This window comes from Streptomyces sp. NPDC093111 (assembly GCF_040683955.1).
GTDB lineage: Bacteria > Actinomycetota > Actinomycetes > Streptomycetales > Streptomycetaceae > Streptomyces.
Genome location: NZ_JBFBNW010000009.1, coordinates 114,294 through 132,170, shown reverse-complemented (window position 1 = coordinate 132,170; position 17,877 = coordinate 114,294). Strand labels below are relative to the sequence as shown.

15 protein-coding genes are annotated in these 17,877 nt (G+C 71.5%); 12 read left to right on the top strand and 3 right to left on the bottom strand.

Annotated features, from left to right (window positions below; all coding sequences use genetic code 11):
* Positions 1-8 precede the first annotated feature (8 nt).
* The 9 genes from AB0Q96_RS17490 to AB0Q96_RS17450 all read left to right on the top strand — a co-directional run bounded on the left by AB0Q96_RS17490 (position 9) and on the right by AB0Q96_RS17450 (position 10,916).
* On the top strand, positions 9-980 hold the full coding sequence (locus AB0Q96_RS17490; protein ID WP_365326278.1) for a sugar ABC transporter permease: 972 nt from the start codon (positions 9-11) through the stop codon (positions 978-980).
* The gene (locus tag AB0Q96_RS17485) at positions 980-1,912 is read left to right on the top strand and encodes a carbohydrate ABC transporter permease (protein ID WP_365326275.1); all 933 of its coding nucleotides are present in this window, start codon (positions 980-982) and stop codon (positions 1,910-1,912) included. Before AB0Q96_RS17490 ends, AB0Q96_RS17485 begins: the two co-directional genes overlap by 1 nt.
* Positions 1,913-2,025: 113 nt before the next feature.
* A complete protein-coding gene (locus AB0Q96_RS17480) occupies positions 2,026-3,279 on the top strand; it encodes a glycosyl hydrolase (RefSeq protein ID WP_365326273.1) in 1,254 nt (417 codons plus the stop codon).
* A gap of 158 nt (positions 3,280-3,437) precedes the next feature.
* Entirely contained in the window at positions 3,438-6,467 is a 3,030-nt protein-coding gene (locus AB0Q96_RS17475; protein WP_365326272.1) for a glycoside hydrolase family 38 C-terminal domain-containing protein, read from the top strand.
* Positions 6,468-6,587: 120 nt separating this feature from the next.
* Positions 6,588-7,481 carry a hypothetical protein gene (locus AB0Q96_RS17470; protein WP_365326271.1) on the top strand — a complete coding sequence of 298 codons (894 nt, stop codon included), beginning with the start codon at positions 6,588-6,590 and terminating at the stop codon, positions 7,479-7,481.
* A 143-nt stretch (positions 7,482-7,624) separates the two neighbouring features.
* Positions 7,625-8,347, top strand: coding sequence for an NAD(P)-dependent oxidoreductase (locus tag AB0Q96_RS17465; protein WP_365326270.1), 723 nt, complete (start codon positions 7,625-7,627; stop codon positions 8,345-8,347).
* A gap of 270 nt (positions 8,348-8,617) precedes the next feature.
* The gene (locus AB0Q96_RS17460; protein WP_365326268.1) at positions 8,618-8,770 is read left to right on the top strand and encodes a hypothetical protein; all 153 of its coding nucleotides are present in this window, start codon (positions 8,618-8,620) and stop codon (positions 8,768-8,770) included.
* Positions 8,771-9,427: 657 nt separating this feature from the next.
* Positions 9,428-10,459 carry a hypothetical protein gene (locus AB0Q96_RS17455; RefSeq protein ID WP_365326266.1) on the top strand — a complete coding sequence of 344 codons (1,032 nt, stop codon included), beginning with the start codon at positions 9,428-9,430 and terminating at the stop codon, positions 10,457-10,459.
* 34 nt (positions 10,460-10,493) lie between these two features.
* Positions 10,494-10,916, top strand: a complete 423-nt coding sequence (locus AB0Q96_RS17450; RefSeq protein ID WP_365326265.1) for a hypothetical protein — start codon at positions 10,494-10,496, stop codon at positions 10,914-10,916.
* An 88-nt stretch (positions 10,917-11,004) separates the two neighbouring features.
* Here the strand turns inward: AB0Q96_RS17450 and AB0Q96_RS17445 are convergent, their stop codons facing one another.
* Positions 11,005-12,210 carry an NADH:flavin oxidoreductase gene (locus AB0Q96_RS17445; protein ID WP_365326263.1) on the bottom strand — a complete coding sequence of 402 codons (1,206 nt, stop codon included), beginning with the start codon at positions 12,208-12,210 and terminating at the stop codon, positions 11,005-11,007.
* Between the two features lie 209 nt (positions 12,211-12,419).
* Between AB0Q96_RS17445 and AB0Q96_RS17440 the strand changes: the two genes are divergently transcribed.
* Positions 12,420-12,866 (top strand): TIGR03618 family F420-dependent PPOX class oxidoreductase, encoded by a 447-nt coding sequence (locus tag AB0Q96_RS17440; protein WP_365326261.1) that lies wholly within the window; start codon positions 12,420-12,422, stop codon positions 12,864-12,866.
* Positions 12,867-12,896: 30 nt separating this feature from the next.
* On the opposite strand, the gene AB0Q96_RS17435 is transcribed toward AB0Q96_RS17440, so the two are convergent.
* Positions 12,897-13,271: a nitroreductase family protein gene (locus AB0Q96_RS17435; protein WP_365326687.1), complete on the bottom strand. Its 375-nt coding sequence runs from the start codon at positions 13,269-13,271 to the stop codon at positions 12,897-12,899.
* Here AB0Q96_RS17435 and AB0Q96_RS17430 point away from each other — a divergent pair.
* Complete coding sequence (locus AB0Q96_RS17430; RefSeq protein WP_365326259.1) at positions 13,270-14,088, top strand: NHLP-related RiPP peptide; 819 nt, start codon at positions 13,270-13,272, stop codon at positions 14,086-14,088. The genes AB0Q96_RS17435 and AB0Q96_RS17430 overlap by 2 nt on opposite strands.
* 394 nt (positions 14,089-14,482) lie before the next feature.
* Positions 14,483-16,324 carry an asparagine synthase (glutamine-hydrolyzing) gene (gene asnB / locus AB0Q96_RS17425; RefSeq protein ID WP_365326257.1) on the top strand — a complete coding sequence of 614 codons (1,842 nt, stop codon included), beginning with the start codon at positions 14,483-14,485 and terminating at the stop codon, positions 16,322-16,324.
* 6 nt (positions 16,325-16,330) lie between these two features.
* Here asnB and AB0Q96_RS17420 read toward each other — a convergent pair whose 3' ends face one another.
* Positions 16,331-17,761, bottom strand: a complete 1,431-nt coding sequence (locus AB0Q96_RS17420) for a mycothione reductase (protein WP_365326255.1) — start codon at positions 17,759-17,761, stop codon at positions 16,331-16,333.
* Between the last annotated feature and the right edge of the window lie 116 nt (positions 17,762-17,877).

Genomic DNA, 17,877 nt, shown 5'->3' with positions numbered 1-17,877 from the left:
TGAGCCCCGTGAGCACCACCCCCGTTCCGGCCCGGGCGACCGGTTCCGCGAACACCGCCACGGGCACCGCCGCCCGCCGCCGCGCCACCGAGCGCGGCGGCGGGCGGGGGCGCCGCACCCACCAGCCCCTCAGCCCCTGGCTGTTCCTGGCTCCCGGGCTGCTGATCACCCTGGCGTTCAACCTCTATCCGTTCTTCGCGACGGTGTGGAAGTCCCTCACCGACGCCCGGACCCTCACCGAGGGCGAGTTCGTCGGCCTCGCGAACTTCCAGGCCCTCTTCCAGGACGAGCAGTTCTGGATCGCCCTGCGCAACAGCGCCCTGTACGTCGTCGTCGTGGTCCCGCTGCTGGTGCTGCTGCCGCTCCTGCTGGCCCTCCTGGTCCAGAAGCACATCCCCGGCATCGCGTTCTTCCGCTCGGCCTACTACACGCCCGTCGTGGCGTCCGTGGTCGTCGTCGCCCTGATGTGGGTGTGGATGCTGGACGACCGCGGCTTCGTCAACGCGATCCTCGGGATGGTCGGCGTCGACCCGGTGCCGTTCCTCTCCAACCAGTGGCTGCTGTTGCTGAGTTCGATGATGCTGACGGTCTGGAAGGGCCTCGGCTACTACATGATCATCTACTTGGCCGCGCTGGCCAACGTACCCCGCGAGCTGCACGAGGCCGCCGAGGTGGACGGCGCCGGCCCGGTCCGGCGCTTCTGGTCCATCACCGTGCCCGCGGTGCGCTCGACCATGGTGCTGGTGGGCGCGCTGTCCGCGGTCTCGGCCTTCAAGGTCTTCTCCGAGGTCTTCATGATCGCCGGCCCGACCGGCGGCCCGGGAGGCCAGGACACCACCCTCGTGATGCTGATCCAGCGCGTCGGCACCGGCCTCCAGGGACGCACCGGATACGCCTCGGCGATCTCCATCACCCTGTTCGTCCTGACCCTGATCCTCATGCTCTTCGTGCTGCGGGCCGACCGGAAGGACAAGGACTGATGCCCACCACCAGCGACACACGGGCCCCCGCCCCGCCCCCCGCCCCGGCCCGGAACACCGGCTCCGCCCCGCCCGTCAAGGCCCGCCGCAAGCCCCGCCGGAGCCGCCGCACCCCCACCTGGCTCCTGGCGCTCCGCTACGCGGCGCTCGTCCTCGTCCTGCTGATCATGATCGGCCCGTTCCTCTGGCAGCTGTCCACCTCGCTCAAGGGCGCCACCGAGGACATCTTCACCTCGCCGCCCCGCCTGCTGCCGGAGCACCCGACCTGGGACAACTACCAGGGCGTCGCCGACATCATCCCGGTGTGGGACTACATCCTGAACTCCCTCAAGGTCGCCGTCACCAACGTCCTCACCAACGTGATCGGCGCGGCCATGGCCGGATACGCACTCGCCCGACTCCGCTTCAAGGGGCGGGCCGCCGCCTCGCTCGTCTTCGTCCTGGCGCTGCTCGTCCCGATGGAAGCGATCATGATCGCCCAGTTCGCGACCATGCGCACCCTCGACATCAACGACACCCTCGTCGCCGTCGTGCTCCCCGGCTGCATCGGCGCCATGAACGTCCTGCTGATGCGCAACGCCTTCAGCAACATCCCCTTCGAGATCGAGGAAGCCGCGATCGTCGACGGCGCGAACGTCTGGCAGCGGTTCGTGAAGGTGGCACTGCCCGCGGTCAAGGGCACCCTCGCCGTCGTCGCGATCTTCGCCTTCATGGGCGCCTGGGACGACTTCCTCTGGCCCCTCATCGTGCTCTCGGACTCCGACAACTTCACCCTCACCGTGGGACTGAACTTCCTGCACGGCACCTTCGCCAACAACCAGAGGGTGGTCGCGGCGGGCACCATCATCGCCGTCGCGCCGCTGATCGTGATGTTCGCCGGCCTCCAGCGCTTCTTCTTCCGAGGCGTCGGCGAGGGCGCGGTCAAGGGCTGACGCCCGCGACGCCGCGCCTCCGGAACGCAGTGCCGCCCTGGCAGCCGCCCCCCGGCCGCCTCCCTCCGGCCGCCTCCCTCCCCCCGGCCTCCGCATCCCCCTAGGAAGACCCCATGCCCACGCCCCGCTTCGGCGTCAACTACACCCCCAGCCAAGGCTGGTTCCACCACTGGCTCGACTACGACCCCGGTGCGGTCCGCGCCGACCTGGAGTCCATCGCCGCCCTCGGCCTCGACCACATCAGGGTCTTCCCCCTCTGGCCGTACTTCCAGCCCAACCGGTCCCTGATCCGCCCGCGCGCCGTCGACCAGCTCCTCGACCTGGTCGACACGGCCGGCGAACTCGGCCTGGACGTCAACGTCGACGGCCTCCAGGGCCACCTGTCCAGCTTCGACTTCCTGCCCGCCTGGACGCGGACCTGGCACCGCCGCAACCTCTTCACCGACCCGGAGGTCGTCGACGGACAGGCCGCGTACCTGCGCACCCTCGCGAGCGCCCTGGCCGACCGGCCCCACTTCCTGGGGATGACCGTCGGCAACGAGATCAACCAGTTCTCGGCCGACCCCCATCCCGACCCCGACCGAGCCACACCCGAACAGGTCGACGCCTGGCTGACCCGGATGCTCGCCGCCTGCGAGGAGGGCGCCCCCGGACGGACGCACCTGCACGCCGAGTACGACGCCACCTGGTACCAGGACGACATGCCGTTCACCCCCGACCACGCGGCCCGGCACGGAGCGATGACGGCGGTCCACTCCTGGGTCTTCAACGGCACCGCCCAGCTCCACGGCCTCGTGTCGCCCCCCACCGAACACCACGCCGCCTACCTGATCGAGCTGTCGAAGGCGTGGGCGCGCGACCCGGGACGGCCGGTCTGGCTCCAGGAAGTGGGCGCCCCCGCCCCGCTGGTGCCGCCGGAGCGGGCCGCCGCGTTCAGCGAGGCCACGCTGCGCAACGCGCTCGACTGCCCGGACCTGTGGGGCGTCACCTGGTGGTGCTCCCACGACGTCTCGCGCACGCTGGCCGACTTCCCCGAGCTGGAGTACGGACTCGGGATCCTCACCAACGCCGGCGAACCGAAGGACACCGCGCGCGTCCTGGAGACCTACGCCCGCCGGTACGCCGAGGACGTCCCCGTACCGCCCCCCGCACCGCGCACCACGGCCCTGGTCGTCGACGCGGGCGACGGCCCGAGCATGCCCACCCGCTCCGTCTGCGCCCCCGGCGGCGCCTTCTACGAGGCGTACTTCCGCCTCGTCGCCGACGGCGCCCGGCCCACCGCGGTGCTGGCCCCGCTGGCGGAGGACCCCGCACACCTGGCGGCCCGGGGCATCACGGAGGTGGTGACCGTCGACCAGGTCCCCTGACACCGGGGCCCGCCGAGGCCCGCGCCCGCGAACCTCCGGCACGTACGCCCCACCCCGCCTCCCGACTGCTCCCCGCGGCCCCTGCTGTCGCACCGACCCTCACCCCCACCCCCGCCCTCACCCTCACCCCCACTCTCACCGCCCCGAAGGAGACCCCCATGCATGACGACCGCGGACTCGTCGAGGCCCGCCTCAAGCGCGTCCTGGACGAACGCATCCGACCCGCCGTCCACCCCGTATCGGTGCCCATGCGGATCGGCGTCTGGGAAGCCCCGGGCGAGCCCGTCCCCGTGGCCGAAGGACTGGCCGCGGAGCCCAGGCCCACCGCGGTGGGCGACCCCTGGGGCAAGCCGTGGGGGACCAGCTGGTTCACGGTGACCGGCACCGTGCCGGCCGAGTGGGCGGGGCGGACGGTCGAGGCGATCCTCGACCTCGGATTCGACGAGAACATGACCGGCTTCCAGTGCGAGGGCCTGGTCTACCGGCCCGACGGCACGCCGGTGAAGGGGCTCAACCCCCGCAACCACTGGGTCCGGGTCGCGGCCCCCGCGCAGGGCGGCGAGGAGGTCGAGTACCGCGTCGAGGCCGCGTCCAACCCGGTGCTCCTGGACTACCACCCCTTCCTGCCCACCCGGCTCGGCGACATCGAGACCTCGCACCGCGACCCGCTGTACCGGCTGGCGCGCATGGACCTCGCGGTCTTCGACGAGACCGTGTGGCAGCTGGTGATGGACCTGGAGGTGCTCGGAGAGCTCATGGCCGAGCTCCCCGTGGACGCGGCGCGCCGCTACGAGATCGTACGAGCCGTCGACCGCGCCCTGGACGCGGTCGACCTCCAGGACGTGGGCGGCACGGCGGCCCGGGCCCGGGAGCTCCTCGAAGGGGTGCTGTCCTCGCCGGCCGAGCCCTCCGCGCACCGCGTCTCGGCCGTCGGGCACGCGCACATCGACTCGGCGTGGCTGTGGCCGCTGCGCGAGACGGTGCGCAAGGTGGCGAGGACGACGTCGAACATGACGGCGCTCCTGGAGGAGGAGCCGGACTTCGTGTTCGCCATGTCGCAGGCCCAGCAGTGGGCGTGGATCAAGGAGCACCGGCCCGAGGTGTGGGCGAAGGTCGTCGCGGCGGTCGAGGACGGCCGGTTCGTGCCGACCGGCGGCATGTGGGTCGAGGCCGACACGAACATGCCCGGCTCGGAGGCGATGGCCCGTCAGTTCGTGCACGGCAAGCGCTTCTTCATCGACGAGTTCGGGGTGGAGAACGACGAGGCGTGGCTGCCGGACACCTTCGGCTTCGCGGCCGGGCTTCCGCAGATCATCAAGGCCGCGGGGGCCAAGTGGCTGCTGACGCAGAAGATCTCGTGGTCGCAGGTGAACAAGTTCCCGCACCACACCTTCCAGTGGGAGGGCATCGACGGCACCAGGATCTTCACGCACTTCCCGCCCGTCGACACGTACAACTGCGCGATGAAGGGCAGCGAGATCGCGCACGCGGCGAAGAACTTCAAGGACAAGGGCGTCGCCCGGCACTCGCTCGCCCCCACCGGCTGGGGCGACGGCGGCGGCGGCACGACCCGCGAGATGGTGGCCAAGGCGGCCCGCCTGCGGGACCTGGAGGGCTCGCCCCGGGTGACGTGGGAGACGCCGGCGGACTTCTTCGAGAAGGCGCAGGCCGAGTACCCGAACCCGCCGGTGTGGACGGGCGAGCTCTACCTGGAACTGCACCGGGCGACCCTGACCAGCCAGGCCGGCACGAAGCAGGGCAACCGGCGCAGCGAGCACCTGCTCAGGGAGGCCGAGCTGTGGGCCGCGACGGCAGCGGTGCGGGCCGGATTCCCCTACCCGTACCAGGAGTTGGACCGCATCTGGAAGACGGTGCTGCTGCACCAGTTCCACGACATCCTGCCGGGCTCCTCGATCGCCTGGGTGCACCGGGAGGCCGAGGCCACCTACCGCCGGGTCGCGGCCGAGCTGACCGCGATCATCGAAGCCGCCCAGGCCGCCCTCGCGGGCGACGGCGAGACGCCGCTGCACTTCAACGCGACCCCGCACTCCTGGCAGGGCGTGCCGGCGGGCGGAGCGGCCACCGCCACCCCGGCCGAGACCGCCCACCTCGCCGAGGCCGGCGACGGCGCGTACGTCCTCGACAACGGGCTGCTGCGCATCACCGTCGACGCCCGGGGCCTGGTCGTCTCGGCCTACGACCTCCGGGCCGACCGGGAGACGGTGCCGCCCGGCACGCCCGCGAACCTCCTCCAGATGCACCCCGACTTCCCCAACATGTGGGACGCCTGGGACGTGGACGCCTTCTACCGCAACACGGTCACCGACCTGACGGACGCCGACGAGGTCGGCCCGGACCCGGAGGCGACGAAGGACGGCACGGCGGCGCTCCGCGTCACCCGCTCCTTCGGTGCGTCGACCGTCGTGCAGGTGCTGTCCCTCCAGCCGGGCTCGTCCCGCCTCGACATCTTCACCGAGGTCGACTGGCACGAGACGGAGAAGTTCCTGAAGCTGTCCTTCCCCCTGGACATCCACGCCGAACGGTACGCGTCCGAGACCCAGTTCGGACACTTCTACCGCCCCACCCACACCAACACCTCGTGGGAGGCGGCCAAGTTCGAGGCGTGCAACCACCGCTTCGTGCACATGGAGGAACCGGGCTGGGGCGTCGCCCTCGTCACCGACTCGACGTACGGCCACGACGTGACCCGCGACGTACGCGAGGACGACGCCGGCACGACCACGACCCTGCGCGCCTCGCTCCTCCGGGCCCCCCGCTTCCCCGACCCGGAGACCGACCAGGGCGTCCACCGCTTCCGGCACGCCCTGGTGCCCGGCGCGACGATCGAGGACGCGGTCCGCGAGGGCTACCGCATCAACCTCCCGACCCGTGAACGGACCGGCGCCGCCGAGGTGACCCCGCTGCTGACCGTCGACGAGGACACGGTGGTCGTCACGGCGCTGAAACTGGCCGACGACGGCACCGGCGACGTGGTGGTGCGCTTCCACGAAGCCCAGGGCGCCCGCGCGAACGCCACCCTGACGCCGGCCTTCGACGCACTCGACGTGGTGGAGACGGACCTCCTGGAACGCCCCCTGGAGGCCACGACCCCGCGGCCGGTGGCCGGGGCCGTACCGGTCGAGCTCCGCCCGTTCGAACTCCGCACGCTGCGATTCCGGCGCTTCTGACGCCACAGGTGACAGGGGCCGCCCCGACGCGCACGAGCGTCGAGGCGGCCCCTGCCGCGCTGCGGTATGACAATGGACATCGCGCAGCAGCAGTGGGACGAGTGACGACAGGAGTGTCGCGTGGGCAGGGGCATGAGCAGGGTGGCGATCGTGACCAGCGAGGCCGGCATGACGTGGGACGCCGATCTTCAGCTGATCCTGGACGGGTTGCGGGCCAACGGGGTGTCAGCCACCGCGGTGCCCTGGGACGCACCGGATGTGCGGTGGCACAGCTTCGACCTGGCCGTCATCCGCTCGACCTGGGACTACGCCGAACGCGTCGACGCGTACCTGACCTGGGCCGACGGAACCGCCCGCCTCACCAGCCTGTGGAACCCGGCCCCTATGGTGCGCTGGAGCAGCGACAAGCGCTATCTGGCGGACCTGGCCGAGCGGGGGGTGGCCGTCGTCCCCACCCGCTTCGTCGAACCGGGCTCGTCCTTCGACGCGAAGGCCCTCCTGGGCGCGGGCGCGGTGGTGGTCAAGCCCGTGGTCTCCGCCGGGGCACTGGACACGGCACGGTACGAGCCCGACCAGCGCGCCGACGCGGAGCGGCACGTCCGCATGCTCCTGGACCAGGACCGGGCCGTGATGGTCCAGCCGTACCTGCGGCTCGTGGAGGAGGGGGAACGCGCGCTGGTCTTCATCTCCGGCACGTTCAGCCACGCGATCCGCAAGGGCCCCGTACTGACCGAGTCCGGAGTGCTGGACAACGAGCGAGCGCCGCACCCCGACGTCACCCCGTACCAGCCGACGGACGACGAGATCGCGGTGGCGCGGGCCGCGCTGGCGGCCGTCCCGTCACCGGACACCCCGCTGTTCGCCAGGGTGGACCTGGTACTGGACGAGGCACGAAGGCCCGTCGTCATGGAACTGGAACTGATCGAGCCGAACCTGTTCCTCCAGCACCACCCGAAGGGCCTGACGCGTCTCGTCGACGCCATCACCGCCAAGGCGCGCACGCTTACGCCGTGATCGAAGCGCGTCGAGTGACCGCCCCGTGCCCGGCCTACGCGCCGGCGCGGGCGTCCTCCCGCCCGCCCTGCCGTCGTCACGCGGCCCCCGCCGAAACCCAAGGCGCCCGCAGGGGGCTTGCGGCGCCCTGTTAGCGTGGCCGCATGCGGGTCCTGGTGATCGGAGGCAGCGGCTACGTCGCCGGGCTGTTCCTTCCTGCCCTCACCGCGCGGCACGAGGTCACCGTGCTCGACCCGCGCCCCAGCACCGGCGCCCACACCCACCTCACCGGTTCCTCCACGGACCCGGCCGCGCTGACGGCTGCCATGGACGGCATCGACGTCGTCCTGCACACCGCTCTCACCAACCCCACGGGTGACCAGCTGTCCGACGCGGCAAGGGCCTTCGACACCAACGTGACTTCCGTCCACCTCGCCCTGGCCGCCGCCCACCGGGCCGGCGTTCGCCACGTCGTGCACCTGTCCAGCCTCTCCGTCTACCGCGACCTCACCACACGCCGCCTCGACGAGTCGGTGCCGCCGGACGCCACCGACCTGTACGGCCTGACGAAGCGCCTGGCCGAACAGGTCTGCCACGCCGCCACCGTCCAGTGGGACCTGTCGGTGACCGTGCTGCGCCTGGCCTGGCCGACGACCAACCAGGCGTGGCCCGCGTGGGCGCTGCCCGGCCGGCCACCCAGGACCCATGCCGCGGACGGTGCGAAGGTCCACGGCCTGGCCGCCGACGACCTGGCACGAGCCGTGCTGGCCGCCCTCGACCACCGCGACGGCTTCGACGTCTTCCACATCGCCGGCACCGATCAAGAGGGACTCTGGAGCCAGACCAAGGCCCGCGACGTGCTGGGCTGGGAACCACGACGCCGCTGACCGCGCGGCCGGGGGCCTGGCGCCCGGTTCACGCCGCGCGGAACGGCGCGCGCCGCGCCGGATCCGGCCGAATCGGGTGCAGCGGCACCTCGGCGCTGGACAGAGGGCCGGCGGCATCGTCACTGATGACCGGCGTAGCGGTTCGAACGCGGTCGGACGCGACCGGTGTGCATCCGGTGCCCGACCGGCGAACGACCTGTTCCAGCGGCCTTCTCAGACGACGCGAAGCGGTATGACGACGGGCGATCCGCCGCCACTAGCGTTCAGGGCATGACAACGAAGCAGCCCCTTGCGGGGCGGATCGCGGCCATCGCCATCGGTGCCCACGACGCGTACGGCTCCGAGAACGGGTACCTGGCCGACGTGACGCCGATCCGCGTCCGCGAGGACGACAAGGGCCGCTCGGGCCGGAAGGCCGTCTGACCGAAGCCTCCGTCTGACCGAAGCCTCCCTCTGACCGAAGCCTCCGTCGGGTCCGTGCTCTTCCGGGGCGGAGCCGACGCTGTCCCATTCCGGGATCGGAGCCGACGCTGTCCCGCACGGCCGCGGACTGCCGTCCCGGTTCACGGGTCGGCCTGACCGCCGCCCCCAACGCCGAGCCCGAGTCGGCTCGCGCCGTCCCCCTGCGGCGTTGCCTCCGAGCTGGCCGATCCCGGTCCACGCACGCTCCCCGACCCGAGCCGGCTTCAGCGTGCCCCCGCGCAACTCGCACACCGACGCATCCCCGTATCCGGGAGGATCCCCGTGCACAGACGAAGAGCCGTTCTCATAGGCGTCGTGGCGACGCTCCTGACCCTCTCCCCGGCCGTCGCGCAGGCCCAGGAGACGCCTACTTCCCAACCGAACCCCGTACGGCAGACCGCGCTGACGGTCCTGGCCCCGCCCCCGGCCGCCACGCCGCCGCCCACGCCGGGGCCCCCTCTCCGGCCGTCGTCCGTGTCCGGGCCCGCCACCACCGACAGCTGCCGACCGTCCGACACACTGCTGAAGAAGGCGCGGACCCTAGGACAGCGATTCGTCGTGTGCCACACGTCCGGCCGGCGGCCGGACGCGGAGAGCAAGGCCGCCTTGCGTCGCACGATGGCAGCGATACGGACCGGGAAGGAAACCGCCGCGCCGGCGGCGCAGCTCACCCCCCAGCCCTTGCCGTCGTGGTGCGCCGAGCCGGAGCACATGGACGGCCAGTGGTGGTTCATGCGCCGGGACGCCTGCCTGGTCGACATCGCGAAGATGAACATCTTCGACACCCGAGGAACGTGGCTGGGCAGCATGGAGTACCACGACGTCAGGTACGTCTACAACCGCGGCGGGATCGACTCCGTGTACCAACTCTCGATCACTCCATGGAAGTTCGAGGGAACAGGCTTCGCCGGGATGAATCTTCGCTTCACCCCCTCCTGCGGCAACTGCACGACGGTGGCCACCAGCACGGTCCATCCCGTGGTCAAGGACGTCATCATCACCAAGGAGATGGGAGTGAGATCCACCCTCGTCAACCGCGGCGACCGCGGCGACGCCACAGGGAGCCTCAGCCTCGACTTCTCCGTTCCGGGCGAGGTCGCCGACATCGAAGCCGAGGCAACGGCGCTCCCGCTGCGCTGCGACCACGCGCTGCCCGGCAACAACACCACACCCGGCTGCGTCTTCGAGGGCTTCGACCCGTGGCTGTCCCTGCACTACAACGACCCTGAGATCGGTTGGAACGCCCTCAACGTCGGTTGGGCCATCTACACCGGTCTGCCGAGTCACCTGCAGAGGCTCCACGACCCTTCGCAGTCCAAGGCCAACGGCGACCGCGCGTGCCCGTCCGGCGCCTCCTACCCCAGGCCCACCGACTACGAGTGCGACGAGTACCCGTTCCGCTCCACGCAGCAGGGCGCCTCGACCAGCGGCACACCCTTCGCCCCGCGCACCTTCCCCCCGGGCAACTGCCCGCTGACGGACACCTGGCCCAACACGCCCGTCGTCACCACGTACATCGGATCGGACGGCTGGGCGCGCTGCAACATCCCCAGGAGCCACAACCAGAAGGGAGGGGAACGCCTCGCCACGTTCTACCGGGACGAGCGCGTCCTGCCCGGCGACTGGTTCCACGTCTCCGCCGCCAACTGATCCGCCCACCGCTCCGACTTCGCGAAGGACTCACATGAATCCGATCCGACGCCCGTATGCCCTGCTCGGCACGACGGCTCTCTCCTTGGCGGCACTGACGGCGACGGCCGGCCCCGCGGAAGCCGCGCAGACGAACATCAGCTGCCCCTCCGCCCAGTGGTACGCCGGAGACATCGACTGCAGGATGACCCACAACGGGCCCGGCACCCGGTGGTACGAAGGCGAATGGGTCGCCGTCCACATCACCGCCGGCGGCGCTTGGGCCAACGGCTACGACCCCCACCCCGAACACCGCTACCAGGTCTCGATCGGCAACGGAGGCCCCGCCATCTACTCGGCTGTCACGTCCGGCGGCACCGGCGTCGGCCTCTCCGTCGGCTCCGTTCCGGTCACGAACCAGGTGACGGCAGCCATCGGAATCAGCCCGCGCGTCCTGGTCGTCACCCGCACCCGGTAGGCAGGAGCGGGCACGCGGCTACGCAATGCCGGGCCCCTGCGCCCCGTGTGATCGTGTGGCCCCCTGCGGCCGCTGCGATCGTGGCGGGTCAACGCCGGGCCGGGGGCTCCGTGTCGACGAGGACGCAGCGGGTGCCGGTGTAGATCGTCGGCATGCAGCGGTTGCAGTGGACGCACAGGGACGTGCTGCTCGTTCCGTCCCGGTAGCGGTTGATCAGGTCGGGCTCGCGGAGCAGGGCGCGTCCCATCGCCACGAAGTCGAAGCCCTCGGCCATGGCGCGCTGCGCGGTGGCGAGGTCGGAGATGCCGCCGAGCAGGACCAGCGGGAGGTCCAGCGCGGCGCGGAACTGGCGGGCCGAGTCGAGCAGGTACGCCTCCTGGTACGGGTACTCGATCAGGAAGCGGCCCCCCAGCGCCAGGACGCCGAGGCGCTGCGGCTGAGGGAAGGTCGCCGCGAAGTCGCGGAGGGGCGCGCCGCCGCGGAAGAGATACATCGGGTTGAGCAGGGAGCTGCCGGCGGTGAGCTCCAGGGCGTCGACCGTGCCGTCGTCCTGGAGCCAGCGGGCGAGCCGCAGGCTCTCGTCGAGCCAGATGCCACCGGGGACGCCGTCGTCCATGTTCAGCTTCGCGGTGACGGCGATGCGGTCGCCGACGGCGTCGCGCACGGCGCGGGCGGCTTCCCGCGCGACCGTGGCCCGGTTGGCGAGGCTGCCGCCGTACCGGTCCCGGCGCCGGTTCAGCCGGGGGCTGAGGAACGCGCTCGCGAAGTAGTTGTGCCCCAGATGGATCTCCACGGCGTCGAAGCCGGAGGCGAGCGCGAGCCGGGCGGCCTCACCGTGCGCCCGGACGATCCGCGCGATGTCCGCCTCGGTGGCCGCCCGGGTGGTCCGCATGCCGAGCGGGCTGAACCGGCGCGTCGGGGCGAGCGCCGGGCTTCGGTTGGAAGCGGCGTTCGCGACCGGCCCTGCGTGGCCGATCTGCGCCGACACCGCGGCTCCCTCGGCGTGCACGGCGTCCGTCAGCCGGCGCAGCCCCGGTACGGCTTCTGGTCGCATCCAGATCTGGCGCCGCTCGGTGCGGCCCTCCGGGGCCACCGCCAGGTAGGCGACGGTCGTCATGCCCACCCCGCCGGCGGCGGGACCGCGGTGGTACTCGATCAACCGGTCGGTGACCAGTCCGTCCGGAGTGGCGCCTTCGAACGTGGCCGCCTTGACGATCCGGTTGCGCAGGGTCAGCGGGCCGAGCTTCGCCGGCGTGAGGACATCGGGGACGTCGCGAGGCTCTGGGGTGACCATCGGTCAACGATCCTTCCTGCGCGGGTGGTCGGGCGATGACACGTCGGTTCGGGTCCGCAGGAGAACACAGTCTCCGCGCACTTTCAATCGCGAGTGACCGGTGAGTACGAGCACATCCGGCACCGCCAGCGCTGCCCGGCACCGCTCGGCGCTGGGCCACCGTCGCCGGAACCGTCCCGCCCGACCGTCGTCGTCGCTACCCTCGGGCCATGACCGCGACTTTCGACTCAGCCGTCAGCGCCCGGCTCACCGCCCCCAACATCTGGTACGTCGGCACGGTGTGCACCGACGGAGCACCCCAGGTCAGCCCGATGTGGGTGGACCTGGAGGGCGACGCGGAGCTGACGTTCAACACGTCGGTGGGCCGGGTGAAGGAGGAGAACCTCCGCAACGACCCCCGGGTCTACCTCTCCCACGCGGACGCCGCGGACCCGTACGACCGGGTGCAGATCAGCGGCGTGGTGGCCCGCTTCATCGAGGGCGAGGAGGCGCACGACCGGATGGACCGGATGACCCACAAGTACCTGGGCGTCGACCGCTACCCGTGGATCATGCCGGGGGAGCAGCGGGTCGCCGTGATCGTACGGCCGGTCAAGGTGCGCCACATCGTCGGGGTGGAACGCTTCCGCCCCGGCGGACCCGTCCCCGCTCCCTGACTCCTCCTCGCGGCCTGACGCGGCCGTGACTCAGGACTCGTCGGCCCCGTCCGGCCTGCGCAGCCAGACCTCCCCGCCCGGATCGAACTCGCTGGTGGTCATCTCCCGCGCGCGCCAGCCGAAGCCGCAGACCGCCAGCGGGCCCTCGGCCAGCGGGTCCAGACCGAAGCCGCGCTCGATGTCGATCTCGTTGATCGCCGAGGTCACGAAGGCGCCGAGACCGAGTTCGGTCGCGCTCGGGTACAGGGTCTGGGACAAGTGCCCGCTGTCGAGGACGAGGGCGCGGTAGGCCTTGGCGTGCCGACGGTACTTCCAGAGGCTGCGCGCGTACCGCGGGGCCAGGACGGCGAGCACGGGCGCGTCGGAGAACCAGTACGGTGTCGTCGTCGACGCGCACCTGGGAATGCGCGGCGAACACGCGTTGCAGTACCCGCGAGCACAAGGCCAGTGGCGACGCCCGCCCGCCGTCGAAGTTGCGGCAGGTTGCCCGCCGCGCCAGCAGGGCGTCGAACTCGTTGCCTTCGACGCGCAGCAACGGCACCCGGTCCGCCGCGTCGCTGCGCTCGCGTACGTGCGCGGGCGGCGGGCCCAGCTTGCGCCGCAGATCGGCGGCGGTGGTCATCTCGTTGGCTTCCATACTGCTGACACTGTCGAGACCCTCCCACCGTGCGAGCCGGTGCGTCATCGCCGCGGGCGGCCACCAATGAGCGGCGCGCAGCACGTCGTCGCGCTCGCGGTGGGCGGACTGGCGTTCGTCATCGGCGATCACCAGGCCGCTGTCGACCAACTCGGCCACCAGGGCCGCCTCCTCGGCGTCCAGCGAGTCGGCCCGTCTGCCACGCCAGGACTCAGCCGCCCGAGCAGGCGGGGCGACTACGGTTTTCACCATTTGCAGACTCACACACCGGGCAACGAGAAACTGCACCTTCCGGCCGCCGTCATCGACCGACTCCTCGACCCGCTGAGCACCGACGACCGATTCCGCGACCTGTTCGCACACGACCGCCACGCGGCCCTGGTCCAGGCCGGCTGCGCCCTCTCCAAGGAGCAGCTACGCACGGCCTCACCGTTGAGCTGTCTGGCCGTGGAGCGGCTTGCCGACAAGGAGGCCATCGCCGCGGCTCGCGAGGAACTGCGGGCGCATCTGCTGGCCGACGCGGCGTACAGCAATCCGCACGCCCCGGAAGCCGGGGCGATGGGCGCCGTACTGCGCCGGAACTGAAGCACGCGTAAGGACGCGTAAGCGCGCGCGGGCGCGACCGCAGGCAAGCGGTCGCGCCCGCGCGCGTCCTGCTCTGTGCCCCGTCGAGCCGGCCACGCCATCGCGGGCCGCGGCCGGTGCCCGCCACCGAACTGGCGAAGGCTTTACCCGTGGCGGATTCCATGCGAGCCGCACCACGGATACCGGCGTCCGTGAGTATCGCGCACGTCAAGTGGGGCTGAAATGCGTCGGGTTGGGGGACTCCGGGCTCCGACGCGAGTGTTGACCGTCGTTCGCGGGGCGGCGCACACTCCGCATGCATGGCAGCTACAACTTGTTTGTGTGGGGGCCGTCCGCCGGGTGCGCGAGACCGCTCGGCCGGCGGCCCGGGCACACCCGGAGCAGGAGGCACCCTATGTGCGGCATCACCGGCTGGATCTCCTTCGACCGCGACCTGGGCACCCAGCCCGCCACGTTGGACGCGATGACGGAGACGATGGCATGTCGGGGCCCCGACGCCCACGACACCTGGATCCAGGGCCCCGCGGCCCTCGGCCACCGCAGGCTGGCCATCATCGACCTCCCCGGCGGCCGTCAGCCGATGACCGTCGACACCCCGCAGGGCAGCGTCTGCCTCGTCTATTCGGGGGAGGCGTACAACTTCACCGAACTCCGCAGCGAACTGAGCGGCCGGGGACACCGCTTCACGACCCGGTCCGACACCGAGGTGGTCCTGCGCGGCTACCTCGAATGGGGTGAACGGATCGCCGAACGGCTCAACGGGATGTACGCGTTCGCCGTCTGGGACGCGCGACACGACCGGCTCCTGATGATCAGGGACCGGATGGGAGTCAAGCCGCTCTACTACTACCCGACGCCCGACGGGGTCCTGTTCGGCTCCGAGCCCAAGGCGATCCTCGCCAACCCGCAGGCCACCGCCCGCGTCACCGCGGACGGCATGCGGGAACTCTTCACCATGATCAAGACACCCGGCCACGCGATCTGGGACGGCATGGCGGAAGTCGAACCCGGCACCGTCGTCACCGTCGACCGGACGGGCGTGCACCGGCAGGTCTACTGGGCGCTGGAGACCCGCCCGCACACCGATGACCGCGACACCACGATCGCCACCGTCCGCTCCCTTCTCGACGACATCGTGCGCCGACAGCTCGTCGCCGACGTGCCCCGCTGCACGCTCCTCTCCGGCGGCCTCGACTCCTCCGCCATGACCGCGCTGGCGGCCCGCCAACTCGGCGCGCACGGCGAGAAGGTCCGCAGCTTCGCCGTCGACTTCGTCGGCCGGACGGACAACTTCGTCGCCGACGAACTGCGCGGCACACCCGACACCCCGTTCGTGCACGACGTGGCCCGCGCCGCCCACACGGAACACCAGGACATCGTGCTCGACCCCCAGGCCCTGGCCGACCCCGCGGTCCGCGCGAGCATGATCCGGGCGCGCGACCTGCCCACCGGGTTCGGCGACATGGACGCCTCCCTGTACCTGCTCTTCCGGGCCATCCGGGAGCAGTCCACGGTCGCCTTGTCCGGGGAGTCCGCCGACGAGGTCTTCGGCGGCTACCAGCAGTTCTTCGACGAAGAGGCACGCCGCGGCACCACCTTCCCCTGGCTGGTGCGCTTCGGCCGCCACTTCGGCGACGACTCGGAGGTCCTCCGCCCCGAACTCCTCGGCACCCTCGACCTGGGCGGCTACGTCGCCGACAACTACCGCACCGCGGTCGCCGGCATCAGCGGCCTCGACGGCGAGAGCGACCTCGAACACCGGATGCGCCGCATCTCCCACCTCCACCTCACCCGCTTCGTCCGCGCCCTCCTCGACCGCAAGGACCGCGCGAGCATGGCCGTCGGCCTGGAGGTCCGCGTACCGTTCTGCGACCACCGGCTCGTCGAGTACGTCTACAACACCCCCTGGTCGCTGAAGTCGTTCGACGGCAGGGAGAAGAGCCTGCTGCGCGAGGCGACCGCCGACCTGCTGCCCAGGTCCGTCTACGACAGGGTCAAGAGCCCGTACCCCTCCACGCAGGACCCCCGGTACGCCGCCGCCCTCCAGGACCAGGTCAAGGACCTCCTGGCGCGCCCCGCACACCCGGTCTTCGAACTCGTCGACCCCGACCGCCTGCGCCGGCTGCTCCACCGCGACGCCCCGGTCAGTACGCAGGCGGAGCGGCGCGGCCTGGAGCGCACACTGGACCTGGCCCTGTGGCTGGACCTGTACCGCCCGGAGATCCGGCCGAACTGATCCCGGTCAGTCGAGAGGGCTGCCGAGCGGGTCGTCGAGGGGAAGGTCGAGGAGGGTGTTCTCGATGACTTCGGGCATGGCCGGGTGGATCCAGTACTGGCCGGTGGCCATCGCGCGGGCGTCGAGGCCGAAGGACATCGCCTGGACGAGTGGCTGGATCAGGGTCGGGGCCTCGGGGCCGATGATGTGAGCGCCGAGTAGTTCGCCGGTGGCGGGGTCGGCGAGGATCTTGGTGAAGCTGGTGGTGTCCTCCATCGCCCAGCCGTAGGCGGTGCCGCCGTACTCACGCGTCGCCGTCACGTACGCGCGGCCGGCCGCCCGTGCCTCCTGCTCGGTCAGGCCCACTGAGGCGACTCTCGGCTCGGAGAACACGGCGTGCGGGACGTAGCGGTGGTCGGAGGCGCGTGGGGCGTCCGGGTGGAGCAGGTTGTGCTGGACGGTCCGGGCCTCGTGGTTGGCGACGTGCTTGAGCTGCCAGGGCGAGGACACGTCGCCGAGCGCCCACACACCGGGCACCGAGGTGGCCTGGCGTCCGTCCACGGCGATCCGTCCGTCGGGGTGGAGGGCGAGGCCGCCCGCCGCGGCGTCCACGAGATCGGAGTTGGGGCGCCGGCCGATCGCCACGAGCAGCTCGTCGGTCTCGACGCTCTCCGCGCCCTCGGGACCCTCCAGTTCGAGGCGCAGCGTTCCGTCCGCGGCCCGCTCGGCGCGCAGCAGCTTGCGGTTGAGGCGTACGTCCCACCGGCCCTGGGCGAGCTCGGTGAAGCGGCGGGCGACGTCGGTGTCCTCGTGCCGCAGCAGCAGGTCGCCACGGGCGATCAGGGTGACGTCGACGCCCAGGGAGGAGAAGACGTGGGCGAGTTCGGTGGCGACGAACCCGGAGCCGAGGACGGTCATGCGGCGGGGCAGCCGCTGCAGGCGCATGATGCTGTCGCTGGTGTGGAAGCCGAGCGTCTCGTCGAGGCCGGGGACGTCGGGTACGACCGGGCGGCTGCCCGTGGCGACGACGATCCGGTCCGCGGTGAGCGTGACGGGCCCGCCGGCCGTCGCGACGATCAGGCGCCGCTCGCCGGTGAAACGGGCCGTACCCCGGTAAAGGGTGACATTGTCGCTCCCGGTCGCCCGGTAACGCTCGCCGCCCGACGCGATCGAGTCGATACGGCCGAAGACCCGGTCGCGCACGGCCGGCCAGTCCACACCCCGCAGGGCGAGGTCGACACCGAGGGACGCGCCGTGTTCGGGAGCGCGGGCGATGTCGGCGGTGTGCACGAACATCTTCGTCGGAATGCAGCCGACGTTCAGGCAGGTGCCGCCGTAACTGTCGAGCGGGCCGACGCCCTTCTCGACGAACGCGACCTTCCAGTCGGCGAATCGCTCGTCGACTATCGAGTTCCCGGAACCCGAGCCGATGACGACCAGGTCGAAGTGCTGCTCCACGACATGCTCCTTATCGAGGCGCCATGAGCCATGACGGCGCGGTCGGCAAGATCCGTGCTTCCGGTTGCCATCATGACGTGTGCGGCGCCGTAGCGGGCCCGGAGGGTGCCTCCCGC